Source organism: Anaerococcus sp. HMSC068A02, assembly GCF_001811125.1.
Taxonomy (GTDB): domain Bacteria; phylum Bacillota; class Clostridia; order Tissierellales; family Peptoniphilaceae; genus Anaerococcus; species Anaerococcus vaginalis_C.
In genome coordinates, this window is sequence record NZ_KV803761.1 from 16,090 (window position 1) to 29,594 (window position 13,505).

General features: G+C 29.0%; 12 protein-coding genes. 10 read left to right on the plus strand and 2 right to left on the minus strand.

What is annotated here, in order from left to right; all coding sequences use genetic code 11:
- Positions 1-227: 227 nt before the first annotated feature.
- Entirely contained in the window at positions 228-2,222 is a 1,995-nt protein-coding gene (locus tag HMPREF2782_RS05465; protein ID WP_070641407.1) for a dipeptidase, read from the minus strand.
- Between the two features lie 278 nt (positions 2,223-2,500).
- Between HMPREF2782_RS05465 and HMPREF2782_RS05470 the strand changes: the two genes are divergently transcribed.
- Positions 2,501-3,259, plus strand: a complete 759-nt coding sequence (locus tag HMPREF2782_RS05470) for a DUF5633 domain-containing protein (protein WP_070641408.1) — start codon at positions 2,501-2,503, stop codon at positions 3,257-3,259.
- Positions 3,260-4,014: 755 nt separating this feature from the next.
- Here HMPREF2782_RS05470 and HMPREF2782_RS05475 read toward each other — a convergent pair.
- Positions 4,015-4,290: a histidine kinase gene (locus tag HMPREF2782_RS05475; RefSeq protein WP_070641409.1), complete on the minus strand. Its 276-nt coding sequence runs from the start codon at positions 4,288-4,290 to the stop codon at positions 4,015-4,017.
- Between the two features lie 144 nt (positions 4,291-4,434).
- On the opposite strand from HMPREF2782_RS05475, the gene HMPREF2782_RS05480 reads away from it, so the two are divergent.
- The 9 genes from HMPREF2782_RS05480 (at position 4,435) to malQ (ending at position 13,442) form a co-directional block, all read left to right on the plus strand.
- Positions 4,435-5,670: a putative DNA modification/repair radical SAM protein gene (locus HMPREF2782_RS05480; RefSeq protein WP_070641410.1), complete on the plus strand. Its 1,236-nt coding sequence runs from the start codon at positions 4,435-4,437 to the stop codon at positions 5,668-5,670.
- Between the two features lie 3 nt (positions 5,671-5,673).
- Positions 5,674-6,405 (plus strand): TIGR03915 family putative DNA repair protein, encoded by a 732-nt coding sequence (locus HMPREF2782_RS05485; protein ID WP_070641411.1) that lies wholly within the window; start codon positions 5,674-5,676, stop codon positions 6,403-6,405.
- A 402-nt stretch (positions 6,406-6,807) separates the two neighbouring features.
- Positions 6,808-7,062 carry an ion transporter gene (locus tag HMPREF2782_RS05490; protein ID WP_070641412.1) on the plus strand — a complete coding sequence of 85 codons (255 nt, stop codon included), beginning with the start codon at positions 6,808-6,810 and terminating at the stop codon, positions 7,060-7,062.
- A gap of 8 nt (positions 7,063-7,070) precedes the next feature.
- Positions 7,071-7,334, plus strand: a complete 264-nt coding sequence (locus HMPREF2782_RS05495) for a hypothetical protein (RefSeq protein WP_070605586.1) — start codon at positions 7,071-7,073, stop codon at positions 7,332-7,334.
- A 409-nt stretch (positions 7,335-7,743) separates the two neighbouring features.
- Positions 7,744-9,114 carry an ABC transporter substrate-binding protein gene (locus HMPREF2782_RS05500; protein WP_070641413.1) on the plus strand — a complete coding sequence of 457 codons (1,371 nt, stop codon included), beginning with the start codon at positions 7,744-7,746 and terminating at the stop codon, positions 9,112-9,114.
- Between the two features lie 141 nt (positions 9,115-9,255).
- Positions 9,256-10,101 (plus strand): carbohydrate ABC transporter permease, encoded by an 846-nt coding sequence (locus HMPREF2782_RS05505; protein WP_004839658.1) that lies wholly within the window; start codon positions 9,256-9,258, stop codon positions 10,099-10,101.
- Positions 10,101-10,937 carry a carbohydrate ABC transporter permease gene (locus tag HMPREF2782_RS05510; RefSeq protein WP_004839659.1) on the plus strand — a complete coding sequence of 279 codons (837 nt, stop codon included), beginning with the start codon at positions 10,101-10,103 and terminating at the stop codon, positions 10,935-10,937. The genes HMPREF2782_RS05505 and HMPREF2782_RS05510 overlap by 1 nt, the downstream gene beginning before the upstream one ends.
- A gap of 4 nt (positions 10,938-10,941) precedes the next feature.
- Positions 10,942-11,985: a LacI family DNA-binding transcriptional regulator gene (locus tag HMPREF2782_RS05515; RefSeq protein WP_070641414.1), complete on the plus strand. Its 1,044-nt coding sequence runs from the start codon at positions 10,942-10,944 to the stop codon at positions 11,983-11,985.
- Entirely contained in the window at positions 11,982-13,442 is a 1,461-nt protein-coding gene (gene malQ, locus HMPREF2782_RS05520; protein WP_070641415.1) for a 4-alpha-glucanotransferase, read from the plus strand. Before HMPREF2782_RS05515 ends, malQ begins: the two co-directional genes overlap by 4 nt.
- The last annotated feature ends 63 nt before the right edge of the window (positions 13,443-13,505 follow it).

Below are 13,505 nucleotides of genomic sequence, written 5' to 3' on the forward strand. Positions count from 1 at the left end.
AAAAATATATAACAGGTAAATTACTCAAGACAAGTAGAGCTTGGTTTTTTTCGATATTTATTCGAATTTATTTAAATAATGAGATCTATCCACTAATTTGCTATGCTCATTTAGTTAAAATAGGTAAGTTATTATTTAATTTCTAAACTAAATTTTAAAATTTTTCTTACAAAAAAATCGTATCGGGGTTACCAATACGATTTTTTTCTTTTAGTTTATTTTATTTTCTAGTTTTTCTTTTTTCTTGAAAATATAGCTACAACGGCTGCTACTACTGCAACTGCAATGATTATCAATGTTTTGTTTGATTTGTTTTCTGTTTTATTTGTTTCTTGTTCATTGCTTGATGATTGTGCTGATGTTTCTTTTGATGATGCATCGTTTGATTGGCTTGGTTGTTCTTCTTTGCCTTCTGTTTTGTATTCTACTGATGATTTGTCTGTTTCGAATACGTATTTGTCATCTTCTTCTTTTACATCAATTTTGTCATCTTTTGAGCCGAATGCAACTTCTTTTTCAAAGGCTTTTTTAGGAACTGAGATTTTTACTGGATTATTTAATTTTTCTACAGGTTCTCCGTAAGAGTCTACTATTTCAATTTTTCCACCTTTTTCGTCTTCGTCTGGTGTAACTTGAAGATTTAAAGCTTTATCGCTTGTATCTTTTTTAACTTCCATTGTTGTATCTGTGAAGTTTTCAGTAGCTCTTCTTCCGTAGAAAGTATATTCATATTCGTTTTTCTTTAAATAATCTTTGTATTTTTCTTCTAAGTCTTTGTTGAATCCTTTTAATAAATCGAATGCTTTTTTAGCTTCTTCTTTATTTTTTTCTGTTGGATCTTTTTCTCCTGAAACTTTTGTATTTGTTATTTGTTCTTTTTCAAATTTGTCAATTTCTGGAGTGATGTCTTTCATAAAGTCATCTCTGTTTGCCTCTACCATGTGTAGGGTATCCATTGCCATCCAATAATGTGACTTGTCTTTGTCTGGATCATTTGTTTCGTTTTTAACTTCATCAATTGCATCTTCTTGGTTTGGATAGTATGCAACGTATGGTTGAACTAATGGAGAACCAAGTGTTAGCCACATTATTCCAGGATTTGTTGCCTCTGCGTCTTTTGAAACTTGGAAGATGTGTGATTCCATAGTATTTCTATTTCCTATTGGATAAGTTTCATCTCTTCCCCTGTCATTTGCTTCTAAATCAAAATTTTCTAGTCTGTTTCTTGTAAAGTCCATTACATTTTTAACAGAAATAGAACCTTTTTTTGCATCTTGTAGGAATTCATAAGTTTCAGTTTCCATATCAACTTTAGAATCAGGATTTAAGAATTTGATTCCTGATGCAACTCTTGAACGGTTTGATGGAGAGAATTCTTTTTCTGCATAAGATTTTGCCAAATTTATAATTCTATCATCTTCATTGCCTTCAAAAGTTTTTGCTTTCTTTGCTGTTTCAAAAATTCCTTTAGAATAAAGATAATTTTCGTCTTCGCTCATTATATAATTGTCACTTTCTTCGCCTTTTGTAAGTTTTGCTTCATTTAGCCAGAAAGTATTTGGGAAAACTGAGAATTTATCTTTTGGATATTTCATTGCAACAAATTCATGGCCTGAATAAATTTCTACATACCAAGTATCTGTTTTGTCAGCAACTACAAGAGCATTTCCTTCAGCAGCTCCTTTTGTGGCAACTTCATTAGCTATTAATTTTACAGCATCTAGTGCATTGTCAGCACTTGATAACACAACTGTTGTAATTATTGCCTCACTAATTCCAATAGGCTTTCCTTCTTCTTCTCCATCAAGATATGGATCAACCTTTTGAACATCTTCGTTTGCAGATGCGGAAACAGTCATATCAGCCATAAGACCTTTTTCATTGTAGCCAGCCTCATCAAACATACCATATTCTGGAGTAGTATCGCTTATAGAAGTAAAACGGTAAGAATCGTGTGGAAGTTCAAATTCATATCCACCTTTTTCTGCGTAAGAAACATCTACAAGTTTTTCTCCTTTTTTGTATTTGCTAGCTTCATTGATTTTATAAACCTTGTTGTGATTTATTTCCAAATCCTCTGTACGACCAAAAATTGTAGTACCATCTTCAGTCAAATCGCTACCAACTATAACGCCTGTACAAGCTTTTGCAGGTAAGGCTAAGGCAGTAAATAAGAATACTGCGCTCAATATTGAAACACATAATTTATTAAACATTTTCATAGTGTACCTCCAATTCATATTATAAATCAATTAAAAAAAATAGACAAACGTTACCAAAAATAGTTTTTATTCTTTATTTCTTTATCAGAAATAAGCAAAATCTTTTCTCTTTTGTAAGAAATAATCTAAACAAATTAATTTTTTAAAAAACTTAATTAATTAAAAATATTTTATTAGATAAAGTAATACAACAATTTGAATTAAATGAAAATATTTATTTGACATTGTATATATATATAATGGAGATATAAAAAAATTATAAAAATAAGGAGAAAAATATGAAAAAGAAAAATGTACTAGCATTAGCACTAGCAGCTGGATTAGTTTTTGGTGGAACAGCTTATGCTGATGGAGAAGGAGAACCAGCTCCAGATCCAAGCACATTCTCTGCGTTCAGCAATACAGCTGATAATGGAATAGGCGATCAAGGATTTGATGGAGAAGATAATTTAGATAATACTGATCAAACACCTCCAACAGGCACAGGTTCACAAACTACACCAGATCCAAAACCTGAAAAACCAAAAGCAGAAAACAATGAAAATGGATATTCTTCAGAAGCAGCAGCTGATGCAGCAGGAAAAGCAGCTGCAGCTGCATCTAAGAAATATTATGAAGTTTACTTACAATATGGTAACTATCATTATAGACTATTAAATGCACCTTCTAATGAACAAAAAATAAAAGATGATATTTACAAACAACAACCAAAAGCATTAGCTGAAAGTAAATTCAACCCTGATCAAGGATATGCAACTTTTGAAGAAGCTCAAAAAGCAGCAGAAGCTATCGTAGCTAAATCAGAAATCAACAAAGGATATAATATTACTAAAGGTAAAGATGGAAAATATTATATCGAATTAACAGTTGATGCTAAGAAAACAAAAGATCTTGATAGAAAAGAAATCAAACCAGCAGCAAAACCAGCAGTTAAAGCTAACAACAATAATGTACAAACAGGTGTAGCTGGACTTACAGGAGTAGTTGCAACACTTGCAGCAGCTTCAACAGCTCTTTTCAAATCAAAAAGAAAATAATTAAATTAAAATCAAAACTAGGATGATTTCATCCTAGTTTTTTTCTTTATTTTAGTAAATTCAATTAATAAAAGCAAAAATTATTTTGACTGTCGAACTGTAGAAATTTTTATAATTTATAAGCTTTAAAATAAAAAATAAAAAAATTAAAAAAATTTTCAAAAAAAATGTTTAGAATCGATTTCACTGGGTATTATTATAATAACAGAAGATAAAAGCTTCTGATAGTCCACTAGCATGGATAATAAAAATGCTTAAGTTTATAGTGATATACGAGATTTAAAGCTATAAATGTATTTAGACTATAAAAATTTAAATGGATTTAAAATCTGAATTCTTATATTATAAAACTTTATAATAGTGAAGCTTTATTTAAAAAAAGAAAATAGTATAAGATTTCATAGAAAAAGTGGTGGAAATTAATTGTTAAAGTAGAGCCATCTGACATTTTTCTAAAAGATTTGTTTATAGGATAAATAGAAAAAAAAGCAAGCAAACAATTGAATAGATAAAGATTTTGTTAGGAGGAAGTTTTCCCATAAAATAAAAAAATATACAAAAAATGTCAATGTGCTAAGATATTTAATATATGAATATAGAGATATGAAAAAAGAAAGGACAATAAGAGTGATTGAACCAAAAACAGAATCCTGTGCTAGTGGACATATAAAATAAATCGACTTTAAATTGTAAAGAAAGTTTAAAGTCGATTTTTTTGTGTTTATTTTTAAAATTTTTTGTTGTATATTTTTAAATTATTTGATTTTTTTCCTATACATTAATTGGTTTACCAAGAACAAAAAGGAAATTATAAAAAGATTTGTAAAGGAATCTGGACTTGATTTTTTCATTGATAAGTAAAAAATTATATCTAGTACAAGATATATTGTAAAAGCGAAAAGGGTGTGGATTGATGTGTAATTAAAAATTTCGGCATCTCTTTTGTCGCCAAATTTATATTTTGTTAAAAGTAGGATATTTACAACCAAGCTTGCAAGTAAAATTATTATTATTAATAGATTTGTTTTCATAATATATTCCTTTCTTTTTTGCTTTATCTTTATGATAGGTTAAAAAATATTTTGTGTCAAATAGCTTATTGAAGATATTTTCTTGAAAGTTTTAAAAAATTCTTATATAATAATAAGACATTAAGAGTCTAAAAGGAGCGGGCTATGGATACTTTAGAAAAATTGAAAATTTTGACGGATGCTGCAAAGTATGATGTGTCTTGTTCTTCATCGGGTTCTAGTAGGAAAAATTCTTCAAAAGGATTGGGCAATGGTCATCTTGCTGGGATTTGTCATTCGTGGAGTGAGGATGGCAGATGTATTTCTCTTTTAAAAATTTTATTTACTAATAAGTGCATTTACGATTGTGAATATTGTATTAATAGGTCATCAAATGTCACAAAGAGAACGGAATTTACTCCTAGAGAAGTTGCGGATTTGACTATTAATTTTTACAAGAGAAATTATATTGAGGGTTTATTTTTATCATCTGGAGTTATAAAAAATCCAAATTATACAATGGAGCTTTTGATAAAAACTGCTGATATTTTGAGAAATGAATATCATTATAATGGCTATATTCACATGAAATCAATACCAGGCGCTGATTCTGATTTGCTCAAAAAAATGGGACTTTTGGTGGATAGGATGAGCGTAAATGTGGAACTTCCTCTAGAAAAATCTCTAAAAATTCTAGCTCCTCAAAAATCTATAAAGGCGATTGAATCTTCTATGGATTTTGCCAATAAAAAAATTGTCCAAAGGAAAAATGAGATTAAATTATACAAGCATACTCCAAAATTTCTTCCAGCGGGACAAACAACCCAGATGATTATAGGAGCAGATGAGGAAAGTGATTTTGACATTGTAAGTAGGGCGGAAAATTTGTATGACGATTATTCATTAAAAAGGGTTTTTTATTCAGCTTTTGTTCCAGTTGTAAAAAGTGAATTTACAAAAGATATAAAAAAAGCTCCACTTTTAAGAGAACATAGACTCTATCAAGCCGATTGGCTTTTGAGGTTTTATGGTTTTAAATCTTCTGATTTATTAAATGAGAAAAATAAAAATTTTGATTTAAGAATAGATCCCAAAACAGATTGGGCGATAAATAATATTTCGAAGTTTCCAATGGAAATCAACAAGGCGAGCTTTTATGATTTAATTAAAATTCCAGGAATCGGAATAATTTCTGCAAGAAAAATTGTAAATGCAAGAAAATACAGAAAACTTGAATATTGTCATTTAAAAGCCTTAAATATTTCTGTAAAAAAAGCCAGAAATTTTATAACTGTAAATGGGAAATACCAAGGTTTAAAATTCAACAGCCAAAAAGATTTGAAAGAGAGGATGAGCCTTTCTGATCCGAAATCTTTTGAGCAATTATCATTTTTTGGGTGAAATATGAAAATTATAGTTTATGACGGAACTTTTGAAGGTTTTTTGACGGTAATTTTTACACAATATAAAGAAATTTTCAAAATAAAAATAGAAAGTGAAAAAGACCAAATTTCTTTTCTTGACCAAAAATATATAAAAACAGATTTTGAAAAAGCAAAAAGAGTTGAAGATTCCATAAAGAAAAATATTTCCAAAGATTTTTTTTGTGATATAAAAATAGCCTTTAAATCAGATTATAAAAACAAGGACACGATAATTGCAAGGCTTATAAAACTTGCCTTTATAAAAGGAGAAAAAATTACAAAATCAACCAACAAATACGCCATAGCCTTTAATAAAATGGTAAAAAATTACGGAAGAGAGGCTCATACCTTTAAGGGGCTTTTGAGATTTAAGGAAATCCAAGAAGGATTTTTGTTTGCCAAATATGAATCACACAACGATATTTTAGAAGATTTGTCCAGACATTTTTTACAAAGAATGCCAAAGGAAAAATTTGTAATATACGACAAAAATAGAAACAAGGCTTTTGTATCAATTTATGGAAATTTTGAAGTGGTAGAAATATTAAATCTTGATATAAAAGAAAGTAAGAAGGAAGAATTTTTCCAAAATCTATGGATAGGATTCTACGATGCCATAGCCATAAAAGAAAGAAAAAATAAAAAACTAATGATAGAAAATATGCCAAAAAAATACTGGAAAAACTTGCCAGAAAAAAATAGAAAAAATTGAAAAGGAGCACAAGCTCCTTTAAAATCGTAGACAAACCCTCAAGCACGAATATCTGACTCCAAAAATTGTTGATTTCTAAATTCCAAAATTCTAAAAACGCAAACTCGCTAACGCTCAAACAGTGCGTTTTTTGACGAATTTTAAAATTTGAAATCAAATCAATTTTTTCCGTATGATATTCTTAGCATGAGGATTTGTATACTTTGTCAACAGTCTGAAGGAGCACAAGCTCCTTTTTTATTGCAAAAATAACACGTTTAATTGTTTTATCTAATTTATTAAAGAAAATAATATAATTATTTTTTAAAATTTATATTATAAAATTGGATTTAATATTTTTTATTGGGGTAAAATTTAAAAGAGAGAGTAAGTATTTGGCTTTGGAAAATATGAAGGAGAAATATGGAAGATAGGACAAGAAATTTTCAAATTATAGGAGCAAGTCTTTCTTATATTCTTGTCATGATAATATCGTGGGTGAAAAATTTAAATACCAGCGGACCAAACGCTATATTTTCGACAATGATATTATTTGGATTGACTTATAAAACTTTTATAAAAAAAGAAAAACTTAAAAAAAGTGAATTTGTTTTTAGATTTTTAATGATTCTTGGTTTTGGTATTATAATGCTTACAAGTTTTCGTGATTTAATTTAGGAGGAGATATGAAAAGACAAGTTGAAGTACCAATTTTTATTTTGGGAATTGTAATATGGGTTGTTGCAATATTTTTGCCAGTTGATAGCTTGGAATTTGTTTTGGGAAACGGATTAAGGCCATTAGGACTTGCAACAATATTTATTTGCCCGATTTTGGGAATAATTGGAATGCTTTTTTCTATAAAAAATAGAAATATCATATTATCGTTTTTAAATATTTTTTTAATACTTGCTTTTCCAATTACTATGAGTATTGGATATTATTTTTAATAAATTGTAAAAAGACCTTATGGTCTTTTTTTATTGGATAAAATAATTTGAAGTAAAAGTCTTAGGGAAATCATTATTTTTTTGATGAATATTTTTTATTTTTTATAAAAAATTTCATAAATTTTTTGGGAAGATTTTTGTAAAATTTTATTTTTGTTTTTAGCCTTTGGAATTGTGGGATTTTATTTTTTGAAAATTTTTAAATTTTTTGAAAAAAAGTCTTGATTTCTATTTTGGAATATGATATAGTGAATTTACGGAAACGATACCGAAAACTGTTTGCTTTAAATTTTTTAAAAATGCAAAGAAATTGAAAAATTCTAAAAAAATATTAATAGAGGGATTTTTGGGGTTTTCTTTTTATAAATGTTTTTGGTTAGTTGGAAAATAAAATGGAGGAATATTTTTTATGAAATTAAAGAAAACGTTATTGACAACTGCTTTAGTGCTTGCATCTTCTCTTGCTCTTACTTCTTGTGGACAAAAAAATGATGCTGACAACAGCAATTCTAATGCAGGAAGTGCAGGAAGTGGAGAAAGTGCAAAGGGTTCTGTTTATTATTTAAACTTTAAACCTGAAGTTGAGGAAGTTTGGAACAAAATCGCAAAAACTTATACTGATGAAACTGGCGTTGCTGTAAAAGTTGTTACTGCTGCAAGTGGTACTTATGAATCTACTTTGAAAGCAGAAATTACTAAAAAGGATGCACCAACTCTTTTCCAAATCAACGGTCCTATTGGTTACAAAAATTGGAAAGATTACACAAAAGATTTGAAAGATTCTGAACTTTACAAACATCTTATCGACAAAGAACTTGCTGTTAAGGATGGAGAAGGAGTATTTGGTATTCCTTATGTAGTTGAAGGATATGGAATTATCTACAACGATGCAATTTTACAAAAATATATAGGCCTTGACGGTGCAAAGATTAAAAGTGTTGATGAAATCAAAAATTTTGAAAAATTAAAAGAAGTTGCTGAAGATATGCAAGCTAAAAAAGAAGAGCTTGGCATCGATGGAGCCTTTGCTTCTACATCTTTAAAACCAGGTGAAGATTGGAGATGGCAAACTCACTTAGCAAACTTACCAATTTATTATGAATATAAAGATAATAAAGTTAAAGATATGGATGAAGTTAAATTTAAATATGCTGATAATTACAAAAATATTTTTGATCTTTATATTAAAAATTCTACAGTTGATCCAAATGCTTTAACAGGAAAAGCTGTAACAGATTCTATGGCTGAATTTGCTCTTGAAAAAGCTGCTTTTGTTCAAAATGGTAACTGGGCTTGGAGTCAAATTTCTGAAGTTTCTGGAAACAAAGTTAAAGAAGAAAACATTAAATTCTTGCCAATTTATACAGGTGTTAAAGGCGAAGAAAAACAAGGTATCTGTGTTGGTACAGAAAACTTCTTCTCTGTAAATTCACAAGCTAGCAAAGAAGATCAAAAAGCTACAGAAGAATTTTTAACTTGGTTATTTACTTCTGAAAAAGGAAAAGAATTTGTAACAAAAGATTTAGGATTCATTTCACCTTTCGATACATTTGAAGAAAAAGATCAACCATCAGATCCTCTTGCAAAAGAAGTTGTAAAATATATGTCTGACAAAGACTTATACAATATTGATTGGAACTTCACATCATTCCCAAGCCAAGCATTCAAAGATTTCTTTGGACAAGCTCTAGGACAATATGCATCTGGAGAAATGAAATGGGATGAAGTTAAAGATTCTTTTGTAAAAACATGGAAAGATGAAAAAGCTGCTGCAAAATAAAAAAATAGCAGCCAAAAAAGATTATAGGTTAAATTAATCTATCTTGTGATAGAAAAAAATAGTCTGAATGTATGTTAGCTTGATTAAAAATCAATCCTGCATTCAGACTTTTTTTAAAATAAATCCATAAAGGAGGTTTTTATGGAAAAAATATTGAAAAAATATTTCCCATTTTTTGTATTACCTACTTTTTTAGTATTTTGTATAGTTTTTATTATTCCTTTTATACTTGGAATCGGACTTTCTTTTACAAAATTCACTACAATTTTTAATTCTGAGTTTGTAGGTTTTCAAAATTATGTAACAGCCTTATCAAGCGGACAAAGATTTGGCAGAGCTTTTGTTTTTACGGTTTTATTTACTATAGTTTGTGTAATTTCTATAAATGTTATAGCCTTTGCCCTAGCTGTTGTTCTTACAAGAAAAATTAGAGGCAAAAATTTATTTAGAACTGTATTTTTTATGCCAAACTTAATCGGTGGAATAGTCCTTGGTTATACTTGGCAAGTTATGATTGATTCATTTTTATTAAATTTTGGACAAACGCTTTTAGCAAATCAAAAATATGGATTTTGGGGCTTGGTAATACTTATGAATTGGCAATTGATTGGTTATATGATGGTAATTTATATAGCAGGTCTTCAAAATGTCCCACCATCACTTATAGAAGCTGCTGAAATCGACGGAGCAAGCAAGTGGCAAACTTTAAAATCTATAACAATTCCAATGGTTATGCCATCAATTACAATTTGTACATTTTTAACACTAACAAACAGTTTCAAATTATACGATCAAAACCTTGCATTAACAGCAGGAGCACCATTGTATAAGACGGAAATGTTAGCTTTGAATATAGTAGATACTATGTTTTCAAGAAATGGATTTGAAGGAGTTGGACAAGCAAAAGCGGTTATTTTCTTTATTATAGTAGCAGCCATTGCCTATCTTCAAATCAGACTTACCAGAGAAAAAGAGGTGGAACAATAATGAAAGAAAAAACTATAAATGCAATTTTGTTTGTAATAATGTTATTTCTACTTGGGATTTTCTTATTTCCTATTGCTTTTATCCTTATGAATTCCTTTAAAGGAAAATTTTTCATAAGTGATTCTCCATTTACACTTCCAACAGGAGATACTTTTGCAGGGCTTGAAAATTATGTTTCTGGACTTGCAAGAACAGGATTTTTCCAAGCTGCAGGTTGGTCATTTTTTATAACAATAATTTCAGTTTTTGTAGTTGTACTTTTATCAGCGATGACTGCTTATTATTTAACAAGAGTAAAAAATAAATTTACACAAGTGATTTATTACTTGTTTGTATTTTCAATGATAGTACCTTTCCAAATGGTTATGTTTCCAACAATAAAAGTTGCAGACTTTCTACATTTAAATAATCCAATCGGTATGGTTGTTTTATATTTAGGATTTGGAAGTGGGCTTTCAGTATTTATGTTTTCAGGATTTATAAAATCAATCCCAATAGAAATCGAAGAAGCCTCAATGATAGATGGATGTTCGCCAATAAAACATTTCTTTTATATAATTCTTCCGATTTTAAAACCAACAGCGATTACAGTTGCAATTTTAAATACAATGTGGATTTGGAATGATTATCTTCTTCCATATCTTGTAATAGGAGTAAGTACTCCATACAAAACAATTCCAGTTGTAATCCAAATGCTTGTAGGAAGTAATGGAAACAAAGACTTGGGAGCTATGATGGCTATGCTTGTTCTTAGTATGTTGCCAGTTATAGTATTTTATTTGACAATGCAAAAACACATAGTTAAAGGAGTTGCGGCAGGAGCAATTAAAGGATAAAAAATTGAAAAGAGTAACCATAAAAGACATAGCATCTATGTGTGGGGTAAGTGTGAGCACTGTTTCAAGAGCTATAAATAATGGTGGAGAAATAAGTAATGCCACCAAGCAAAAAATTCTTAAAACCATTGATGATTTAGGCTATGTGCCAAATCAAAATGCAAGAAATTTAAAAATTACAAAAACAAAAACAATAGCAGTTCTCATAAAAGGAATTACAAATCCTTTTTTTACACCAATGTTAAAGGTTCTCGAAGAAGAAATAACAAAAGCAGGTTACACTTTTGCCCTACAAAAAGTAGAAGAACATTTAAGTGAAATTGATATAGCTTATAAAGTTGTAAAAAATTTAAAGCCTGAAGGAATAATATTTTTGGGCGGATATTTTGTAGAAGATAGAAAAAAATTAAATTCTTTGGGAATTCCTTTTACAATGACGACAATAATAAACAAAGATTTAAAAATAAAAAAATCAGCTTGTCTTGGTGTAGATGATTTTGTTCAAAGCAAAAAAATAGTAAATTATTTGATAAGCATTGGGCATAAAAAAATTGCTTTTATAGCGCCAAGAATTGAAGATCAAAGTATAGGAAAGTTAAGGCTTATGGGCTACCAAAAAGCCCTAGAAGAAAATGAGATAGAATTTGATGAAAAATTAATTTTTTATCCAAAAAAGGGAACAAATCCCTATTCCATGGAACACGGATATGAAGTAGGCAAAAAAATTGTGAAAAAAAATATTCCATGCACAGCTATTTTTGCAATATCTGATGTAGTCGCCATGGGAGCAATTAAGGCAATAGATGATTTTGGTAAAAAAGTTCCGCAAGATTATTCAGTTGCAGGTTTTGATGGATTGGAAATAAATAAATATTTATTAAAACCAATCACAACAATAGTCCAACCAGCATCAGAAATTGCTTATGAGTCAGTAAAAGATTTATTTAAAATAATAAAGAAAAAACCGTATGAAAAGATAATGGAATTTGATGCTGAATTGTTTGTAGGAAAAACAACAGCACCAATTGTTAGTAAGGAGTTAGAATGAAAAAAGCAGGTATTTTATTACCCCTTCAAAGTCTAAATGGAGAAAATGGGATTGGAGATTTTGGAAAAGCTGCATTTGATTTTATAGATATAATCAAAAAATCAGGATTCGATATGTGGCAAATTTTGCCATTAAATCCCCTAGGATATGGAAATTCTCCCTACCAGCCATATTCCTCTTTTGCTGGAGATGAAATTTATATAAGTTTAGACTTGCTATATGAAGACGGACTGCTTGAAAAAAGGGCTGAAAAAATAGAGCAAAAAGAAAGAATTGACTATAATTTTGTAAGAAAATTTAAAGAAAAATATTTAAAAATTGCCTACGAAAATTTTAAAAAAACTGAAGAAAATCAAACAAAAGCCTACGAAGACTTTTTGAAATTCGATTTTGTGTATAATTATGGCGTTTTTATAACTTTAAAAAAAGAAAATAATTTAAGAAGCTGGAATGAATGGCCAGATGAGATGAAAAATTGGATTGTAGATAAAAAATTCGATTTAACAGCTTATGAAGACAAAATCAATTATGAAATTTTTGTTCAATATATTTTTTACAAACAATGGATGAAATTAAAGGCTTATGCCAACGAAAATAATATAAAAATTGTTGGAGATATTCCTTTTTATGTAGGACTTGATAGCCTTGATGTTTGGGAAAATCAACAATATTTTGAAATAACAAAAGATGGCAATCCAAAATTAATTGCAGGTGTTCCACCAGATAATTTTTCAGCTACAGGACAAAGATGGGGCAATCCTATTTATAATTGGGAAAAAATAAAAGAAGATGATTTTTCTTTTTGGATAAATAGACTTGCCTATAACGGAAAACTTTACGATATAGTAAGGCTTGACCATTTTAGAGCCTTTGATACTTATTGGGTAATAGATTCAAAAAATGAAACAGCCATAGAAGGCGAATGGCTTTTTGCACCTGGCTATGAATTGTTTGAAAAAATAAAAAAAGATTTGAAAGATGTAGAATTTATTGCGGAAGATTTAGGCGAAATAAGACCAGAAGTTTTTGAGCTTAGAGATTATTTTAACCTAAAAGGAATGGTAATAATTCAAACAGATATAAGAGCAACTGAAAAAAATTATATATACGCACCAGAAAATTCGATTTGTTATACAGGAACTCATGATAACAAAACTATTATGGATTGGTTTGAAGATTTAAGCGAAGAAGAAAAAGAAAATATAAACAAACTTTTCCAAAAAATCGGCATAAGAAACGAAAATATTTACGATAATTTTTTTGAATTTGCAATGAGGTGCGATAGCGAATATGTAATAATTCCTCTACAAGATATTTTGGGCTTGGGCAAAGAAGCAAGAATAAATACACCAGCCACCTTGGATGAAAAAAATTGGTCTTATAAATTCAAATCAATGGAAAAATTAAAAGAAAAAGAAGAATTTTTGAAAGAAATTATAGAAAAAAATAGGAAATAAATTCATAATATTATAGATTTACCCTGTAAAATCAGAGCGTAGACAAACCCTCAAGCACGAATA

Bases quoted from the DNA above. Each gene is read 5' to 3' on its own strand.
- malQ (WP_070641415.1), top strand. From the start codon at position 11,982: ATGAAAAAAGCAGGTATTTTATTACCCCTTCAAAGTCTAAATGGAGAA.
- HMPREF2782_RS05485 (WP_070641411.1), top strand. From the start codon at position 5,674: ATGAAAATTATAGTTTATGACGGAACTTTTGAAGGTTTTTTGACGGTA.
- HMPREF2782_RS05505 (WP_004839658.1), top strand. From the start codon at position 9,256: ATGGAAAAAATATTGAAAAAATATTTCCCATTTTTTGTATTACCTACT.
- HMPREF2782_RS05495 (WP_070605586.1), top strand. From the start codon at position 7,071: ATGAAAAGACAAGTTGAAGTACCAATTTTTATTTTGGGAATTGTAATA.
- HMPREF2782_RS05470 (WP_070641408.1), top strand. From the start codon at position 2,501: ATGAAAAAGAAAAATGTACTAGCATTAGCACTAGCAGCTGGATTAGTT.
- HMPREF2782_RS05475 (WP_070641409.1), bottom strand. From the start codon at position 4,290: ATGAAAACAAATCTATTAATAATAATAATTTTACTTGCAAGCTTGGTT.
- HMPREF2782_RS05510 (WP_004839659.1), top strand. From the start codon at position 10,101: ATGAAAGAAAAAACTATAAATGCAATTTTGTTTGTAATAATGTTATTT.
- HMPREF2782_RS05465 (WP_070641407.1), bottom strand. From the start codon at position 2,222: ATGAAAATGTTTAATAAATTATGTGTTTCAATATTGAGCGCAGTATTC.
- HMPREF2782_RS05490 (WP_070641412.1), top strand. From the start codon at position 6,808: ATGGAAGATAGGACAAGAAATTTTCAAATTATAGGAGCAAGTCTTTCT.
- HMPREF2782_RS05500 (WP_070641413.1), top strand. From the start codon at position 7,744: ATGAAATTAAAGAAAACGTTATTGACAACTGCTTTAGTGCTTGCATCT.
- HMPREF2782_RS05480 (WP_070641410.1), top strand. From the start codon at position 4,435: ATGGATACTTTAGAAAAATTGAAAATTTTGACGGATGCTGCAAAGTAT.